This is a genomic window from Microbacterium sp. SY138, assembly GCF_039729145.1.
Classification (GTDB): domain Bacteria; phylum Actinomycetota; class Actinomycetes; order Actinomycetales; family Microbacteriaceae; genus Microbacterium; species Microbacterium maritypicum_A.
The window spans coordinates 2,712,636-2,727,813 of record NZ_CP155793.1 but is presented as its reverse complement, the minus strand read 5'-3'; the positions used below and the strand labels follow the sequence as shown (position 1 = coordinate 2,727,813).

19 protein-coding genes are annotated in these 15,178 nt (G+C 68.1%); 10 read left to right on the top strand and 9 right to left on the bottom strand.

Translation table 11 applies throughout. The features are described 5' to 3' along the window. Positions 1-88: 88 nt before the first annotated feature. The 4 genes from ABDC25_RS12890 (at position 89) to ABDC25_RS12875 (ending at position 4,677) form a co-directional block, all read left to right on the top strand. Positions 89-1,465 carry a glutamate decarboxylase gene (locus ABDC25_RS12890; RefSeq protein ID WP_021199953.1) on the top strand — a complete coding sequence of 459 codons (1,377 nt, stop codon included), beginning with the start codon at positions 89-91 and terminating at the stop codon, positions 1,463-1,465. Between the two features lie 11 nt (positions 1,466-1,476). Continuing rightward, complete coding sequence (locus tag ABDC25_RS12885) at positions 1,477-2,997, top strand: amino acid permease (protein WP_167256052.1); 1,521 nt, start codon at positions 1,477-1,479, stop codon at positions 2,995-2,997. 56 nt (positions 2,998-3,053) lie between these two features. Beyond that, positions 3,054-4,094, top strand: a complete 1,041-nt coding sequence (locus ABDC25_RS12880; protein WP_167256054.1) for a hypothetical protein — start codon at positions 3,054-3,056, stop codon at positions 4,092-4,094. An 82-nt stretch (positions 4,095-4,176) separates the two neighbouring features. Then, complete coding sequence (locus ABDC25_RS12875; protein ID WP_167256056.1) at positions 4,177-4,677, top strand: GNAT family N-acetyltransferase; 501 nt, start codon at positions 4,177-4,179, stop codon at positions 4,675-4,677. A gap of 6 nt (positions 4,678-4,683) precedes the next feature. Here ABDC25_RS12875 and ABDC25_RS12870 read toward each other — a convergent pair whose 3' ends face one another. Beyond that, on the bottom strand, positions 4,684-5,295 hold the full coding sequence (locus ABDC25_RS12870) for an NAD(P)H-dependent oxidoreductase (protein WP_029259577.1): 612 nt from the start codon (positions 5,293-5,295) through the stop codon (positions 4,684-4,686). Positions 5,296-5,385: 90 nt separating this feature from the next. Here ABDC25_RS12870 and ABDC25_RS12865 point away from each other — a divergent pair, with 90 nt between their 5' ends. Then, positions 5,386-5,589 (top strand): hypothetical protein, encoded by a 204-nt coding sequence (locus tag ABDC25_RS12865; protein ID WP_136024181.1) that lies wholly within the window; start codon positions 5,386-5,388, stop codon positions 5,587-5,589. 56 nt (positions 5,590-5,645) lie between these two features. On the opposite strand, the gene ABDC25_RS12860 is transcribed toward ABDC25_RS12865, so the two are convergent. The 3 genes from ABDC25_RS12860 to ABDC25_RS12850 are packed head-to-tail and all read right to left on the bottom strand — an operon-like array spanning position 5,646 to position 7,066. Next, the gene (locus tag ABDC25_RS12860) at positions 5,646-6,248 is read right to left on the bottom strand and encodes a GNAT family protein (RefSeq protein ID WP_136024182.1); all 603 of its coding nucleotides are present in this window, start codon (positions 6,246-6,248) and stop codon (positions 5,646-5,648) included. Positions 6,249-6,256: 8 nt separating this feature from the next. Then, positions 6,257-6,667, bottom strand: a complete 411-nt coding sequence (locus tag ABDC25_RS12855) for a zinc metallopeptidase (protein ID WP_322956356.1) — start codon at positions 6,665-6,667, stop codon at positions 6,257-6,259. Between the two features lie 24 nt (positions 6,668-6,691). After that, the gene (locus ABDC25_RS12850; RefSeq protein ID WP_231479904.1) at positions 6,692-7,066 is read right to left on the bottom strand and encodes a helix-turn-helix transcriptional regulator; all 375 of its coding nucleotides are present in this window, start codon (positions 7,064-7,066) and stop codon (positions 6,692-6,694) included. 94 nt (positions 7,067-7,160) lie between these two features. Between ABDC25_RS12850 and ABDC25_RS12845 the strand changes: the two genes are divergently transcribed. The 3 genes from ABDC25_RS12845 to ABDC25_RS12835 are packed head-to-tail and all read left to right on the top strand — an operon-like array spanning position 7,161 to position 8,781. Then, a complete protein-coding gene (locus tag ABDC25_RS12845; RefSeq protein ID WP_235045227.1) occupies positions 7,161-7,391 on the top strand; it encodes a helix-turn-helix domain-containing protein in 231 nt (76 codons plus the stop codon). 26 nt (positions 7,392-7,417) lie between these two features. Further along, positions 7,418-8,353 (top strand): aldo/keto reductase, encoded by a 936-nt coding sequence (locus ABDC25_RS12840; protein WP_021199943.1) that lies wholly within the window; start codon positions 7,418-7,420, stop codon positions 8,351-8,353. A gap of 38 nt (positions 8,354-8,391) precedes the next feature. Then, positions 8,392-8,781 carry a PLDc N-terminal domain-containing protein gene (locus ABDC25_RS12835; protein ID WP_021199942.1) on the top strand — a complete coding sequence of 130 codons (390 nt, stop codon included), beginning with the start codon at positions 8,392-8,394 and terminating at the stop codon, positions 8,779-8,781. Here ABDC25_RS12835 and ABDC25_RS12830 read toward each other — a convergent pair. The 3 genes from ABDC25_RS12830 to ABDC25_RS12820 are packed head-to-tail and all read right to left on the bottom strand — an operon-like array spanning position 8,778 to position 11,043. Then, positions 8,778-9,746: a DUF1731 domain-containing protein gene (locus ABDC25_RS12830; protein ID WP_347123128.1), complete on the bottom strand. Its 969-nt coding sequence runs from the start codon at positions 9,744-9,746 to the stop codon at positions 8,778-8,780. The genes ABDC25_RS12835 and ABDC25_RS12830 overlap by 4 nt on opposite strands. Then, on the bottom strand, positions 9,743-10,375 hold the full coding sequence (locus ABDC25_RS12825) for a DUF4166 domain-containing protein (RefSeq protein WP_021199940.1): 633 nt from the start codon (positions 10,373-10,375) through the stop codon (positions 9,743-9,745). Before ABDC25_RS12825 ends, ABDC25_RS12830 begins: the two co-directional genes overlap by 4 nt. A 50-nt stretch (positions 10,376-10,425) precedes the next feature. Then, complete coding sequence (locus tag ABDC25_RS12820) at positions 10,426-11,043, bottom strand: TetR/AcrR family transcriptional regulator (RefSeq protein ID WP_021199939.1); 618 nt, start codon at positions 11,041-11,043, stop codon at positions 10,426-10,428. A gap of 108 nt (positions 11,044-11,151) precedes the next feature. Between ABDC25_RS12820 and ABDC25_RS12815 the strand changes: the two genes are divergently transcribed. Both ABDC25_RS12815 and ABDC25_RS12810 read left to right on the top strand, forming a co-directional pair. Further along, a complete protein-coding gene (locus tag ABDC25_RS12815) occupies positions 11,152-11,958 on the top strand; it encodes a sugar phosphate isomerase/epimerase (RefSeq protein ID WP_021199938.1) in 807 nt (268 codons plus the stop codon). Continuing rightward, the gene (locus tag ABDC25_RS12810; protein ID WP_167256062.1) at positions 11,958-13,112 is read left to right on the top strand and encodes a Gfo/Idh/MocA family oxidoreductase; all 1,155 of its coding nucleotides are present in this window, start codon (positions 11,958-11,960) and stop codon (positions 13,110-13,112) included. The genes ABDC25_RS12815 and ABDC25_RS12810 overlap by 1 nt, the downstream gene beginning before the upstream one ends. Before the next feature lie 105 nt (positions 13,113-13,217). Here the strand turns inward: ABDC25_RS12810 and ABDC25_RS12805 are convergent, their stop codons facing one another. Together ABDC25_RS12805 and ABDC25_RS12800 are read right to left on the bottom strand one after the other, a co-directional pair. Further along, positions 13,218-14,189, bottom strand: coding sequence for an NYN domain-containing protein (locus ABDC25_RS12805; RefSeq protein WP_136024188.1), 972 nt, complete (start codon positions 14,187-14,189; stop codon positions 13,218-13,220). Between the two features lie 2 nt (positions 14,190-14,191). Next, positions 14,192-15,178 carry a Gfo/Idh/MocA family oxidoreductase gene (locus tag ABDC25_RS12800; protein WP_021199935.1) on the bottom strand — a complete coding sequence of 329 codons (987 nt, stop codon included), beginning with the start codon at positions 15,176-15,178 and terminating at the stop codon, positions 14,192-14,194.

The window sequence follows — 15,178 nt, the reverse complement described above, 5'->3', positions numbered from 1 at the left end:
CCTTGTTTCCATCGACCCAGGTGGCGGTTAACCGATTTTGCACGTCGGTTCCATGTGCCGCCGCGATGCACGCAAGCAAGGAGACGACATGACTGATCACGAGACCTCCAGCCCGGCAACACCGATGTTCGCGAGGCCGGCTGAAGCTACCGGCGCCGCACGTCATGTCATCCCTGCCGGTGAGTCGCTTCCGGACACGGCGAAGCAGATCGTGGAGGACGAGACGATCCTCGACGGGAACGCGCGGCTGAACCTCGCGACGTTCGTGAGCACCTGGATGGATGACGATGCGAAGCAGGTGTACGCGGCGTCGTTCGACAAGAACATGATCGACAAGGACGAATATCCGCAGACGGCGGCGATCGAGGACAACTGCTGGCACATGCTGGCGAACCTGTGGAACGCGCCCGATGCGGAGAAGAGCATCGGCACCTCGACGATCGGCTCGTCCGAGGCGTGCATGCTGGGCGGTCTCGCCTTCAAGCGGCGGTGGCAGCAGGCCAGGCGTGCAGCGGGCAAGGACACCTCGACGCCGAACCTCGTGATGTCCTCCGCCGTGCAGGTGTGCTGGGAGAAGTTCTGCAACTACTTCGACGTCGAGCCCCGCTACGTGCCGATCAGTGCGGAGCACAAGACGCTCGACGGGCATGACCTGGCGAAGTACGTCGATGAGAACACGATCGGCGTCGTCGCCATCATGGGTGTCACCTACACCGGCATGTACGAACCCGTCGCCGAGATCGCCGCGGCGTTGGACGAGATCCAGAAGAACACCGGCCTCGACATCCCGATCCATGTCGACGGTGCCTCGGGCGCGATGATCGCGCCGTTCCTGCAGCCGGATCTGGTCTGGGACTTCCGTCTCGAGCGCGTGCACTCGATCAGCACCTCGGGTCACAAGTACGGTCTCGTGTACCCGGGGCTCGGGTGGGTGGTCTGGCGTGACGCCCAGTGGCTGCCGGAGGACCTGGTGTTCCAGGTCAGTTACCTCGGTGGGGAGATGCCGACCTTCGCGCTGAACTTCTCGAGGCCCGGCGCCCAGGTGGTGTTGCAGTACTACCTGTTCCTGCGCTTGGGATTCGAGGGATACCGGGCCGTGCAGCAGGCCTCGCAGGACGTCGCGAAGTACCTCTCCGCGGGGATCGCGAAGCTCGACGCGTTCGAACTCTGGAACGACGGCAGCGACATCCCGGTGTTCGCCTGGCGCCTCAAGGACGGGCACACGAAGAACTGGACTCTCTACCATCTGCAGGACCGGTTGCGGATGAAGGGCTGGTTGATCCCCGCCTATCCGATGCCCGCCGACCTCGAGCAGATCACGGTGCAGCGCATCGTCGTCCGCAACGGGCTGAGCATGGACCTCGCGATCGAACTGCTGCAGGCGATCGAGACCGAGGTCGCGTACCTCGACGCGCTCGAGTCGCCGATGCCGATCGAGAAGCCGCAGTCGGCCTTCCACCACTGAGAGAAGCCGCCATGTCCTCGCCTCAGAGTTCCGCTCCGTCGCCGGCACCGGCCGAGTCGTCCCCGACCGCATCGAACCATCCGCTCGCACCCCGTTCCGCGGTGACCTCCTTCCTGGGAGTGGGGCAGCTCGCCCTCCTCACCCTGGTCGTGGTCGCGAGCCTGCGATCGCTCCCGGCGATGGCCGTGTTCGGCCTCGGCAGCATCACGCTCTACATCATCCCCGCGATCCTGTTCCTCGTGCCGACAGCGCTGGTCGCCGCCGAGCTCGCGACCGGGTGGAAGGGAGGCGTGTACATCTGGATCAGGGAGGCGATGGGCAACCGCTGGGGGTTCACCGCCGTGTGGTTGCAGTGGATCCAGAACGTGGTCTGGTACCCCACCCAGCTCGCCTTCATCGCCGGAGCGCTCGCGTTCGTCTTCTTCGACCCCTCCCTGTCGAGTTCCGGCTTCTTCACGGCCGTGGTCATCCTGGTCCTCTACTGGGGATCCACTCTCATCGCGTTGAGAGGCGGCAACCTTTTCGCCAAGCTCGGCTCCTGGGGCGGCATCCTCGGCACCCTGCTCCCCGCAGCCCTCCTCATCGTGTTCGGAGCGATCTGGGTGTTCAGCGGAGAGAAGAGCGAGGTACCCCTCACGCCCGAAGCGGTGATTCCCCCCTTCACCGGCATCGCATCGATCGTGCTGATCGTGTCGAACTTCCTCGCCTACGCCGGCATGGAGGTCAACGCCGTCCACGTGAACCAGATGAAGGACCCGGGCCGGGGCTTTCCTCGCTCCATCTTCATCTCCGCGGTCCTCATCCTCATCGTGTTCATCCTGCCGACGATCGCCATCGCCGTTGCGGTCCCGCAGAAGGAGCTGGGCCTGACCAACGGCATCATGCTCGCGTTCCAGGAGTACTTCTCGCACTGGGGTGTGGGTCAGTGGGCGACGGCGGCGGTGTCCGCGCTGATCGCCGCCGGCGCACTGGCGTCCGTGATCACCTGGATCGTCGGACCGTCCAAAGGTGTTCTCGCCGCGGCGGAGACGGGGCTGCTGCCCCCACTGCTGCAGAAGAAGAACAAGGCCGGTGTGCAGTCCGGAATCCTGATGCTGCAGGGCACGATCGTCACCGCCCTGGCGGCGATCTTCATCATCGTCCCCAACGTCAGTGCGGCGTTCGTCGCCCTGATCGACATGGCCGCAGCCCTGTACCTCATCATGTACATGATGATGTTCGCCTCGGCGATGGTCCTGCGGCGGACGCAGGCGAGCGTGAAGAGGGCCTACCGTGTTCCTGCGATCAACCTCGTGGCGGGCATCGGATTCCTGGCGAGCCTCGCGGCCTTCGTGTTCGCCTTCATCCCGCCGGAAGGGTTCACGGCGTTCCCGCCGGCCCTGTATCCCTGGATCGTGGCGGCGGTGATCGTCGTGCTCGGCGCTCCGCCGCTCATCTTCTATGCGGTTCGCAAGCCCGCCTGGGACATGCGCACCGAGGAGCAGAGGAATGCCCACGGGACCCACGAAGAAGACGAGCACGCGCAGACGTAGGCGAGCGCGCATGCTCCGGAGCGCGTCGACACGCGCCCGGACCTAGAATCGACCCGATGATCGACGAGACCGCCACCGAGACGCGCATGCGCGCGAAGGTGAACCGGACGTTCGTGCGCGCGCCGATCGTCGTGGGCACGGTGCTGCTGATCGCAGCCATCGGGTTCACGCTCGCGGGTGATGACCTCAGCTTCTTCCCGTTCCTGCTCATGCTGGTCGGGGGCTGGTGCTTCGGCTTCGCGTTCGTGAACGTCACCCTGGGCATGGTGCCGGCGCGCAACGGGGCGATCCTGCACCTCGGTGTCGCCATCGTGCTCGGGGCCGTCCTGGTCCTCATGGTGGAGTTCGGGGGAGACCTGCTCGACGGCTTCCCCGAGGCGGTGCGCGGGGTCGCCGTCGTCCTGCAGCTCGCGGGGATACCGGCGACCGGGTGGATCTGGCTCGGACTCCTCAGTCGCATCACCGATCTCTTCGCCCGTCGGGACGCGAAGAAGAAGCCGCTGCCGGTGACGCCGGACTGGGAACGGGAGGAAGGCGGCGACGGGTCGATCGTGCGCTTCCCCGCCATCGAGCTGCGGATGCGCACGCTCACGCAGGCGATCGTCGGGATCGTCGTGGTCGTCGGACTCCTCGGCGTCGCGCTGCTGATCGGACTCGACGACATCGTGATGCGGATGGGACCGCGGATCGCGATCGTCCTCATGGGAATCGTGCTGGGGCTTCCCGTGTACCTCCTGTTCATGGCGATCCTGCGCCGACGCACAGCGCAGTGCGCGGTCGCCTTCGGGAACGACGAGTTGCGTGTACGGGTAGGCGATCAGCTCCACACGATCCCGTTCCGGAGGCTCGAATTCCTGCGCTGGCGGTGCCGCAGCGACTACGCGCGGATCGAGGTGCGTGGCACCGGTGTCGACCTGTCGCTCTTCGCCGGGCTCGCCACGCCGCCGCGCGGCTTCTCCGCCGAGCTTCCCGCACTGCCTCGGCGGGTTTTTCGACGACTCGAGCTGGCGGGACTCATCGTCGAGAAGGCTCGGCGCGACGAGGTCGTCACGTTCCGGAGTGCGTCGGAGCCGGCGTCACGCGCACCCGCACACTGAGCGCACCCGACGTTGAGCACACACGATGCGGAGCCCCCCTCACATTGAAGGCGGTGTCGGAGGCCTGTGGCAGCATCCGAGCATGGAAGACCTGAGACTCCGGATCTGGTCCGAGAACGACCTCGGACTGCTGCACGCGGCCAACACCCGGGAGATGACGGCGCACATCAACGGCCCGGAGAGCGTCGACCAGATCATCGAGCGGCACGCCCGTTACCTGCGGCTGGTCGCCTCCGGGGAAGCGCGGATGTTCGTCATCGAAGACGAGGGAGCGCGAGCACTCGGATCGATCGGGTACTGGCACGTCGTCTGGCGGGAAGAGCCTGCGCTCGAGACGGGATGGTTCGTCCGGCCTGAGGCGCAGGGGCACGGTGTGGCGTCCGCCGCCCTTGCTCTCCTCATCGACGACGCCCGTGCGCATCGCGAGGGACGACGTTTCCTGACCGCATTTCCCGGGGTCGAGAACCCGGCATCGAACGGGGTGTGCCGCCGCAACGGATTCACCCTGGCGGGGAGCTTCACAGAGGAGTTCCGCGGTGCCGAGCTGACCGTGAACGAATGGGCACTCGACCTCACGGAGTGACCGAGATCACTCCGCGGGATACTCCTGCGCCTTGAGCAGTCGGGCCAGGTGTGCGGCGTTCCTCGTCGCCGTCCCGATGGCCGACGCGACCTTCTCGGGTGTCTCATCGAGATCCTTGTAGTCGACGGTGTGCATCGCCTCGCCGTTCCAATAGACCGAGCCCTGTGCGGCGACCGTGTATCCCACGTCGTTCAGCGACTGGAAGAGGATCGCCGCGATGTGGTGCGCGCCGTCTTCATTCCCGACGACGCCCGCGATGGCCACCTTGTCGAACAGGGTGGGGCGGCCGCGGGCGTCCGTCTCGCCGAGCTCCGCATCGAGGCGTTCGAGCACGCGCTGTGCGACGCTCGAATGCTGCCCCATCCACGTGGGGGTGACGAGGACGAGGATGTCGGCGTCCAGCACTCGCCGACGGATCTGGGGCCATTCGTCGTCGCCACCCATGTCCTTCTCGACACCGGGGCTGAGGGAGAGGTCGACGGCGCGGACCACGTCACCGGTGACGCCGTGGTCGGCGAGGCCGTCGAGCAGCTGCGTCGCGAGGAGATCGGAGCTGGAGGGCGCGGGCGACGGCTTGAGTGTGCAGGAGATGGCGACGGCGGTCAGTGGTGTCTTCATGCTCCGAGCAGACCAGACGAGGAAGAACATGCACAGGGGGTTTCCGAGTCCGGGCTATCCTGGTAGACGGCACCGACGACAGGAGATCCCGTGATCCTCAGCTTCCTCTTCTTCATGATCCTCTTCATCGGAGGGATCCTGCTGATGGGCATCTCGTTCGGGCTGCCGGCGTTCCAGGCTCTCGCCTTCTGCGGTGGGCTCCTGCTGGTGACCCTGGCCATGGCCTTCATCTTCCGCCAGGGCGGCTCGGCCACCCGCCGGTCGAACAACTGGTCGGGCAACGCCACCGAGTGACTCCCCGCGGTCCGCAGGTCGTCAAGCGTGGCGGCTGACCGCCGACGGTCGACGGTTCACCGTCGTCTGGCGAGCCTCGCTTCGAGGTTCGCCCTGACAGCGGGCCACTCCGGCTCGATGATGGAATACTCCACGCTGTCGCGCAGTGCGCCGTTGCGGTAGCGGCTCATGGCCCGCATGACGCCGTCCTGCTTGGCGCCGAGCCGCTCGATCGCCGTGCGCGACTGGAAGTTCACCCATTGCGTGGTCAGGCCCACGCGGAAGACTCCCAGCGTCTCGAACGCGTGCCGGAGCAGCAGCAGCTTGGACTCGGCATTCGTGCCCGTGCCGTGCGCCGACGGTCGGTTCCACGTGAAGCCGATGTGCAGCCGGGGAACGTCGGCGACGATGTCGTAGTACGACGTGAGTCCCAGGATGCGACCAGTGGCGTCGAACGTCGTGAAAGGGACCATCTCGCCCTTCTCGACGAGCCCGAGCCGGCGCTCGACCTCCGCGGCGACACCATCGGGTGCGGGTACCGAGGTGTACCAGGCCGTCTTCCACAGGTCGCCCTCCTCCACGGCCTCGATCAGTCCATCGACATGGGCGCGTTCGAGGGGACGGAGTTCGACGAGTTCGCCGGTCAGGGTGACAGGGGAGGGCGTGACGAGGAAGGGCATGACGATATTCAACCAGCGACGAGGATCGTCTGACGCAGCAGCCGCTGGTAGGCCGTGACGAGCTCGATCGTGACCTCCAGCTCGAAGGCCAAGCTCGCGAGATGCGGACCTCGAACCGCTTCTGCTTCCGCGTAGGTGCGCGGCGTGATGAGCTGCGACGCCGCCCATTCATCCGCCTGGCGCTCCTGCTGGGCGCGGATGGCGGGGGTCGGGGCGGGAACGTGGCCGAGAGCGGCGTGTCCGAGCTCGTGCGCGAGCACGCTGCGAGTGGTGCGGACGCTCATGCCGGGGCTGAGGCGGATCGTGCGAGTCGCGGGGTCGTAGCCCCCGCGCGTTCGACCGGTCCGCTCGACGACGCGAACCCGCTGTTCATCGGCGAGCCGGAGAAGGTGGTGCATGGTCACTCCTCCCGTGCCGATCTCGCGCCGGGAGCGGTGCCCGGCCTATTCGTAGAGGTCGTCGGTGTCGGCGTCGTGGCGGACACCGGATTCGAAGGCGACCTCTCGGGTATCTTCGCGCGGGCCGGCGACATCGGGCGCGCGTCGGATCGGCGTGATGCGCGCGACGGCCTCTCCGTCGGCGCGGAGACGTTCTTCCGCGCGTGCCAGCAGCACGTGGGGTTCGACACCGAGATCGGCGCACACCGCGTAGACGACGGGGACCGGGATCGCACGCTTGCCCGTCACGTAGTTGTCCAGTGCGCTGCGCGCGATCCCGATGGTGCGCGCCATGGCGGCGATGCTGCTGCGCGACGCGGCGATCTCGGCACGCATCTGGCGCCCGACAGCGTCGTTGAAATCCTCGGCAGGTGTCTTCACCCGGCTCACCATAGCAGCGAGACGACGCCAAAATGCTGCCATTCTGGTCCATTCGACCGCCATGCGGGTTCGTTCGTGGCGGTAGTGTAGGCGTATGGGGACAGAATTGCGTCATTTGCTGGCATCCGAAGTCGACGGGGCCCGGTTCCACGCCGGAGTGTCCTTCTCCGAGCTCTCCGCGCGCTCGGGCATCGACCCCGATGCCCTGGGGAATCTGCTCGACGGCATGGAGGACTTCACGGTGGTCGACCTCGCGCGCATCGCCGGAGTCCTCGGCGTTCCGGTCACGGCGCTGATTCCCGGCGCCGCGACCGAAGATTCCTGACGACGTCGGTGCGGGGCGGTAGCGTGATGCGCATGAAGACAGTGCCGTTCGGATCAGCCACCGCCCCCGCCGTGATCGCCGGCATGATGCGCATCGACGACAAGGACGACTCTCACATCCGCACGCTGTACGGCACCGCGCGGACGGCGGGCATCGACTTCTTCGACCACGCCGACATCTACGGCGGCAGCATGCACCATTGCGAGGCGCGATTCGCCGACGCGTTGCAGCTCACCCCGTCCGAGCGTGACGAGATCGTGCTGCAGACGAAGTGCGGCATCGTGCCCTCGCAGGGGATGTTCGACTTCTCGTACGCGCACATCCTGGCGCAGGTGGAGGGCTCGCTCGCGGCGCTGCGCACGGACCGCCTCGACGTGCTCCTGCTCCACCGCCCCGACGCGCTCGTCGAGCCCGACGAGGTGGCGCGCGCGTTCGACGACCTGGAGCGCGCGGGCAAGGTCAGGGCGTTCGGCGTCTCGAACCACACGCCTCGCCAGATCGACCTCCTCCGCACGGCGGTCCGGCAGCCGCTGGTCGCGAATCAGCTGCAGCTGTCGATCACGCACGCGCCGATCATCGCGCAGCCGGTCGCAGCCAACATGGCCGGGCAGGAGCAGAGCGTGGTGCGCGACGGCGGTGGCATCGTGGAGTACTGCCGCATCAACGACATCACGATCCAGGCCTGGTCGCCGTTCCAGGACGGGTTCTCCCACGGGGTGTTCCTCGGCAACCCCGAATACGCGGAACTGAACGCCGTGATCGATCGCCTCGCAGCGGCGTACGACGTCGCGCCGATCGCCATCGCGACCGCGTGGATCACTCGCCACCCCGCCGGTATGCAGGTCGTGCTCGGTACCACCACACCCCAGCGGGTGCAGGACGCGGCGGCCGGAGCCGACATCACGCTCACGCGGCCCGAGTGGTACGAACTGTTCCGCGCCGGCGGGCATCTGCTGCCGTAGCCCGAGCGGCACGGCGCGGCGTCGTCTACCCTGAACTCATGTCGTTCCTGTTCTCGCTCCTCGTCATCGCGCTGATGATCGGTGCACTGATCGACATCATCACGCGGGACAGCTCGCTGGTGAAGTTCCTGCCGAAGCTGGCGTGGATCATCATCGTGATCCTGCTGCCGTTGATCGGTGGCCTGCTGTGGTTCGGGCTCGGGCGTGACTACGGCGAGTCCGGCATCCAGATGCCGCGGATGCGGAGAGCCGAGCGACCCGCGACGCCGACCGATGTGCGTCCGGCGCCACCCAGGGACACCCGCACGACGGAGCAGCAGATCGCCGACCTCGACCGTGAGATCGAGGAGTGGCGATTGCGCCAGGAGATCGAGAAGAAGCGCGGCACCGACGGCGAGGGGCCCGCCGGGGCGGCGAACGCCGGCTAAGCAGCGGGTTCGCGGTCGAACGACTCGCGGATCGCCTCTTCGAGGGTCGGGTATCGGAACTCGAATCCGGCCGTGGTGAGCTTCTCCGGCAACACCCACCGACTCTTCAAGATCAGCTCGGTCTCGGTGCGCATGCCGATCGCTCCGAGTTCCAGCATCCACCGCGGCATCGGCACACCGATGCGCGCGCCCAGCACCCGACGCACCGTCGCCATGAATTCGACGTTGTCGACCGGGTGCGGAGATGCGGGGTTGACGGGCCCTTCGAGGGAAGGCGTCTGCTCGAGGAATTCGATGATGCGGGCCACGTCTTCGATGTGCACCCAGCTGAAGCGCTGGCGGCCGCGACGGGCGCCGGGGAAGTGGCCGGTGCCTGCGGCCCGACGCGCAGCGCTGACCGGCCATCGTCCGTCGTACTGGGATCCGCCGAGCCCGAGCCGGGCGAGGTCTTTCACCGGACCGAGGACACCGCCGTGGCCGAGGACGATGGCGCTGCGCAGCGCGACGCGTCGCGTGGAGGGGAGGTCGTCGGCGAACAGGGCCTTCTCCCAGGCCTTGGCGACCTCGACCGAGAACCCGGTGCCGATCTCGCCGGTCGACTCGGTCATGGCACGGTCTTCCGCATGACGGTAGATGGTCGCGGTCGAGGAGTTCACCCAGAGCGCCGGCGGCGTCGAGGCGCGGGCGATCGCGGTGCTCAAGGATGCCGTCGTGTCGAGGCGTGAGCGGAAGATCTCCGCGCGATTCTCCGGTGTGTAACGACAGTTCACGCTCTTGCCGGCCAGGCCGACCACGAGGGCCGCGCCATCGACGGCGCGGTCGATCTCGACCTGGTCGCCCCAGCGGATGTCGGCGCCCGAACGGGAGATCGTGACGACTTCACGGCCCTCGGCGCGGAACCGCGGCAGCAGGAATCTGCCCATGAAACCCGTGGACCCGCCGACCACGACCCGTCCTGCGCTCATGCCATCTGCTCCGTCTCGGAATGGTGGATGCGGTAAGTGAAGTCGCCTCGATACTCGTACACGCGGCCCAGCAGCGGCGCGTCGACGGTCAGCGACATGCGCTGACGGTCGAGGGCGTCGTCGAAGCGTTCGGTGAGGCGGATCACGGGGGTGACCGCACGCGGGAGGCGCACCCGAAGGCGTCCGAGACGCAGGCCGACCGCGCGACTGGTGAGGTGCAGGGCCCCGTGGTGGACGTCCACATCGAAGCAGGCGGCGAGGAGGGCGGGCTCTCCGAGCTCGTCGACCACGCGACCGTGTCGCGTGAGTGCGGCCGCGTCGCGCATGGTCCACGCGCCGTGACGAAACTGGAAGGTGCGCTCTCCGATGGCCCTCGACGCGATGGTCCGATTCTCCACGCGGAACGGCACATCGCGCTCCCACCCTGCGGCGACCACCCCGCGGCGCTCGAGCAGCCGGAGCAACGGCCACAGCCATCGCCGCGGGGTGCCGACGCGCCCGAACACCCCATCGCCGATGCCGACGGCGCCGTCGGGGATCGCCTCGAAGTACGTGCGAAGCCGGGGATGCAGCTCATCGATGCGCTCGCCGAGCGCCCGGGCGTAGGGAGACTGCGGCACGGGCGTCACGTTTCGAGCCTAGCCCGGTCGTCGGGGTCCCGATCCGCGCCCCGTCCTGTTCAGGATGCGGGTCTCAGCAGTCGATCGAGGAGCGCGAGCGCTTCGTGCTGCGGTGCGGTCTCATCGAGCAGCCACTGCGTCTGCAAGCCGTCGGACGCCGCGACGACGAGGGCGGCGACCGCATCCGGGTCGATGTCGTCGCGGATCCGGCCGTCCTCCTGCTGGCGTCGGACGACGTCGGCGAGTCGGGCGCGGAGGCGGCTGAAGCGACCGGTGGCGAACGTGCGGGCCGCCGGGTGTCCCTCTTCGAGAGCGGTGGCGACGAGGGTCGAGTAGAGCTGGACGAGGCCGGGGATCGCGCGGTTGGTCCGCGCGGATTCGATCATCATCTCGACCGGTGTCGCATCCTCCGGGGGAGAGCCGGACTGCCGGGACGGGGCCGTGCTCTCCTCGTAGACGGCGACGAGGAGCTCTTCCAGCGAGCCGAAGTAGTGCGTGAGCGCCGCATGGGTGACCCCGACCTCGCGAGCGATCGCCCGCAGGCTCGTGCGGTCGGCGCCGCGCTCGGCGAAGACCTCGATCGCGCGATCGAGGATCTCCTGTCGTCGAGCGATCCCCTTGGCGTACGCGCCGCGTGGGCGGGGAGGATCGGCGTGATCGGACGTGTCGGGGGGCATGTGGCGAGTCTAGTCAATCAAAACTTCCGCATGGAGGTATTTGGTGATAGCGTGCCTGCACGGGACAGCGGTCCCGCCACGTCACCGATGACCGAAGGAGCACGACCGATGACGATTCGGACTTCCCTGCAGCTGTTCACGATCAAGGACGAGCTGGAGGCCGACCTCGAATCCTCCCTGGCGGCGGTCGCCGCCCGCGGATTCACCGCCGTGGAGCCCTATGACTTCGTCCGCCGCGCCGAGCCCCTCGCTGCCGCACTGTCCACCGCCGGGTTGGTCGCCCCGTCCGGCCACGCCTTCCTGGCGTCGGAGTCGTTCGTGAACCCCGACGGCAGCGGCACCACGGTGCCGGTGCCGTCGCCCGCAGAGGTCTTCGCCGCAGCGAAGGTGCTCGGCATGGACACGGTCATCGATCCGTACACCGAGCCCGCGCGCTGGGAGTCGGTCGAGCAGATCGAGCAGACCGCGCGACTGCTGAACGAGGCGGCGGAGATCGGTGCGACCGTGGGCGTGCGCGTCGGATACCACAACCACGCACACGAGCTGGAGGCCGTGTTCGACGGCGTCACCGGATTGGAGGTCCTCGCGGGCCTCCTCGACGAGCGCGTCGTGCTCGAGGTCGACCTGTACTGGGTCGCCCGCGGCGGCGTCGACCCCGTCGCGCTGCTCGAGCGTCTGGGCAGCCGCGTCGTGGCCGTGCACGCCAAGGACGGCACGCTCGACCCCGCGCTCGCCGGCGCCTACCCGCCCGCCGACCAGGTGGCCGCGGGCGAAGGATCCGTTCCGCTCGTCGAGGCCATCGCCGCGGCTCCGGCCCTCGAGCTCGCGATCGTGGAGTTCGACCACTACGAGGGCGACCTGTTCGACGCCATCGAGCGCAGCCGGGTGTACCTCGACGAGAAGGTCGCCGGCTGATGGTGGGCGCCACCCGTTCGTTCGAGGACGGCCCCGTCGGCGTCGGCATCATCGGCGCCGGGAACATCAGCGATCAGTACCTGTCGAACCTCACGACGTTCCCGGATGTGCGCGTCCTCGCGATCGGCGACCTGCTCGAGGACCGCGCGCAGGCGCAAGCCGAGAAATACGGCGTCCCGCGCTCCGGAGGCGTCGACGCGGTGCTCGCCGATCCGGAGATCGACATCGTCGTGAACCTCACGATCCCTGCCGTGCACGTCGAGGTGTCCGAGGCGATCATCGCGGCGGGCAAGCATGTCTGGACCGAGAAGCCGATCGGCGTGAGCCGTGAGGAGTCCCGCCGACTGCTGGAGAAGGCGGATGCGGCCGGTCTCCGCATCGGAGTCGCCCCCGATACCGTGCTCGGACCGGGTGTGCAGACGGCGAAGCGGGCGATCGCGCGCGGCGACATCGGCCGTCCGCTGTTCGCGCAGACCACGTTCCAGTGGTCGGGGCCGGAGATCTTCCACCCGAACCCCGCATTCCTGTACGCCAAGGGCGCGGGCCCGCTGCTCGACATGGGCCCCTACTATGTATCGGCCCTCGTGCACGTCTTCGGCCCGGTCGCCTCGGTCGCGGCCCTCGGGCTGCAGGGGACGCCGACGCGGCGTGTGCAGGTCGGCGAGTTGGCCGGTCAGGAGTTCCCGGTCGAGATCCCGTCGACCCTGAGCGTGCTGATGGACTTCGAGCAGGGAGGCCAGGCGCAGAGCGTCTACAGCACCGACTCGCCCGTCATCCGGCAGGGGATCGTCGAGATCACCGGCACCGAGGGCACCATCGTGATCCCCGACCCGAACACCTTCGGCGGCGCGATCTCGATCACCCGACCGCTCACGCGTCTGTTCATCCCACCGGAGCCCGTCCAGCAGGACATCATCGACGTCGAGCAGGAGGGTGTGCTCTCCGGCCGCGGCGTGGGGCTGCTCGACATGGCACGCTCGATCGCCGCCGGTCGCCCGCACGTGGCGACGGGGGAGTTCGGCTACCACGTGCTCGACACGCTCCTGTCGATCGAGGAGGCCGCCGAATCGCGCAGCTTCGTCGAGGTCGAGAGCACGCTCGATCAGGTCGGTTCGATCGCCTCTGACTTCGACCCGTTCGAAGCGACGCTCTGATCGCAGCCGGTGGCGGTGGCGGCGGAGGTTCGGATCACCGAGCCTTCGTCGCCACCGACCGGATCAGGGGGCAGGTTCGCGCGTGCTGATCAGGCAGCGCGTCGATCAGGCGGCGGGCTCGCGCAGACGGACGAGTCGCTCGTGCCCGGTCTCCTCGAGTTCGGCGATGTCGTCGCGCGACTTCAGGAAATCGGAGAACGAGCGGTAGCCGAGGGCCTTCTCGCTGAAGGACGGATCCATGCGGCGCATGTGCGTCTTGACCGCTGAGCTGTGCAGCCACTCGTCGGCGTCGGCCTTGTCGTGGCCGAGACGCAGCGCGCGCTCGAGCAACTGGGTCGCCTCGCCCTGCTCGTCGAGCTTGGGCTCCTCGACCTTGGGTGCGGCCGCCTTCGACTTCGCCCGGCGCGGGGTCTTCGCCTTGACCGCGTCTGCGACATCGGGCACAGCCTCGGGCGCGGGCTCCGCGACGGCCTCGGCCTTCGCGGCGACGGCGGGCGCCGCCTTCACGGGGCGGACCACACCGGGAAGCGAGTCGTAGGATTCGAACTCGTCGCACGCGGCGGCCAGCGACTTGGCTGTGGAGCCTGACACTCCGACGCCGATCACGTAGCGTCCGAGACGCTTGCACCGCTGAGCCAGCGGCACGTAGTCGCTGTCGCCCGCCACGATCACGACGTGCGTGAGGTCGGGCAACCGGAACATGTCCTCGACCGCATCGACGGCGAGGCGGATGTCGGCGCCGTTCTTGGCGTAGGCGGCTGCCGGGAACAGCTGCACGAGGTCGACGGCGCGCGCCACGAGCTGCGAACGGTACTCGGCGTTCACGGGAGACGACCAGTCGGCGTAGGCCCTCGTGAGCACCAGGGTGCCGAACGAGGCCGCGTAGTCGATGATGGCGCCGACCTCGATCATCGCGCGACTCAGTCGGTCGGTGACCTCGGGATCGTTCGGGTTCTCGCTGATCCGCTGACGGTCCTTGCCGTAGGCGTTGCGTCCGTGCACGCGGTCGTACCAGGAGATGACGATGTTGTCGAAGTCGAGGTAGACGGCCACGCGGGCATCGGTGGTCTCGGCCATGATCAGACCTCCTCACGGGGATAGCGGACGCCGATCTGCGCTCTGATCTCGTCGAGAGCGCCCATGATGGCGACGCTCTCGGCGATGGGCAGGATGTCGCCCTCGAGGATGCCGTCGCGAACGAGCCGCTCGGCGGCGAGTGCCTGGTACTGCATCCCGCGGCCCTCGACCTCGGACGTGTAGGTCTCGTGAACGGTGCCGTCGGGGAGGACGACCCGGAACGTGGTCGGGCTGTACCAGACCGCATCGATGTCGATGCGGGCGGCCGTGCCGATGATGCTCGCGACGTTGGGTCCGGCGGCGCGCGATGACGACAGACTGGTCGAGATCGCTCCGCCCTCGTGCGTCATGACGGTCGCGACCTCGGAGTCGGCTCCGGTCTCCACGAGCCGGCCGACGGCGTGGAGCGTGGTCGGTGCGCCGAGGATGTCCCAGATGAAGGAGATCGGGTAGATCCCGAGGTCGAGGAGCGCGCCGCCGCCGAGCTCGAGGGCATTGAGGCGGTGGGTGGGGTCGGAGGGCAGCAGTTGCGTGTGGTCGGCGTTCACTGCGCGGATCTCGCCGAGGACGCCGTCGGCGATGAGCTCGCGGATGCGGACCATGTGCGGCAGGTAGCGGGTCCACATCGCCTCCATGACGAGCAGGCCGCGTTCGGCCGCAAGCGCCTGCAGATCCTCCGCCTCCGCGCGGTTCAGCGTGAACGCCTTCTCGGCGAGCACGTGCTTGCCGTTCTCGAGCGCGAGCCGGGCGTTCTCGTGATGCATGGGGTGCGGCGTCGACACGTAGATGATGTCGACGTCGGGATCGGACACCAGCGCCTCGTACGAGGGGTGCGCGCGGGGGATGTCGAAGCGGGCGGCGAACGCGTCCGCCGACTCCTGCGAGCGGGACCCGACGGCCACGAGGTCGAGCCCCGCGGTTCTCAGATCGGACGCGAATGCGCCGGCGATACCGCCGGTCGCGAGGATTCCCCACCGAAGACCTGTCAT

What these genes read in the sequence shown, in the direction of transcription:
- ABDC25_RS12890 (WP_021199953.1), top strand. Translation starts at nt 89, where the DNA reads ATGACTGATCACGAGACCTCCAGCCCGGCAACACCGATGTTCGCGAGG.
- ABDC25_RS12885 (WP_167256052.1), top strand. Translation starts at nt 1,477, where the DNA reads ATGTCCTCGCCTCAGAGTTCCGCTCCGTCGCCGGCACCGGCCGAGTCG.
- ABDC25_RS12880 (WP_167256054.1), top strand. Translation starts at nt 3,054, where the DNA reads ATGATCGACGAGACCGCCACCGAGACGCGCATGCGCGCGAAGGTGAAC.
- ABDC25_RS12875 (WP_167256056.1), top strand. Translation starts at nt 4,177, where the DNA reads ATGGAAGACCTGAGACTCCGGATCTGGTCCGAGAACGACCTCGGACTG.
- ABDC25_RS12870 (WP_029259577.1), bottom strand. Translation starts at nt 5,295, where the DNA reads ATGAAGACACCACTGACCGCCGTCGCCATCTCCTGCACACTCAAGCCG.
- ABDC25_RS12860 (WP_136024182.1), bottom strand. Translation starts at nt 6,248, where the DNA reads ATGCCCTTCCTCGTCACGCCCTCCCCTGTCACCCTGACCGGCGAACTC.
- ABDC25_RS12845 (WP_235045227.1), top strand. Translation starts at nt 7,161, where the DNA reads ATGGGGACAGAATTGCGTCATTTGCTGGCATCCGAAGTCGACGGGGCC.
- ABDC25_RS12840 (WP_021199943.1), top strand. Translation starts at nt 7,418, where the DNA reads ATGCGCATGAAGACAGTGCCGTTCGGATCAGCCACCGCCCCCGCCGTG.
- ABDC25_RS12835 (WP_021199942.1), top strand. Translation starts at nt 8,392, where the DNA reads ATGTCGTTCCTGTTCTCGCTCCTCGTCATCGCGCTGATGATCGGTGCA.
- ABDC25_RS12830 (WP_347123128.1), bottom strand. Translation starts at nt 9,746, where the DNA reads ATGAGCGCAGGACGGGTCGTGGTCGGCGGGTCCACGGGTTTCATGGGC.
- ABDC25_RS12820 (WP_021199939.1), bottom strand. Translation starts at nt 11,043, where the DNA reads ATGCCCCCCGACACGTCCGATCACGCCGATCCTCCCCGCCCACGCGGC.
- ABDC25_RS12815 (WP_021199938.1), top strand. Translation starts at nt 11,152, where the DNA reads ATGACGATTCGGACTTCCCTGCAGCTGTTCACGATCAAGGACGAGCTG.
- ABDC25_RS12810 (WP_167256062.1), top strand. Translation starts at nt 11,958, where the DNA reads ATGGTGGGCGCCACCCGTTCGTTCGAGGACGGCCCCGTCGGCGTCGGC.
- ABDC25_RS12805 (WP_136024188.1), bottom strand. Translation starts at nt 14,189, where the DNA reads ATGGCCGAGACCACCGATGCCCGCGTGGCCGTCTACCTCGACTTCGAC.
- ABDC25_RS12800 (WP_021199935.1), bottom strand. Translation starts at nt 15,178, where the DNA reads ATGACAGGTCTTCGGTGGGGAATCCTCGCGACCGGCGGTATCGCCGGC.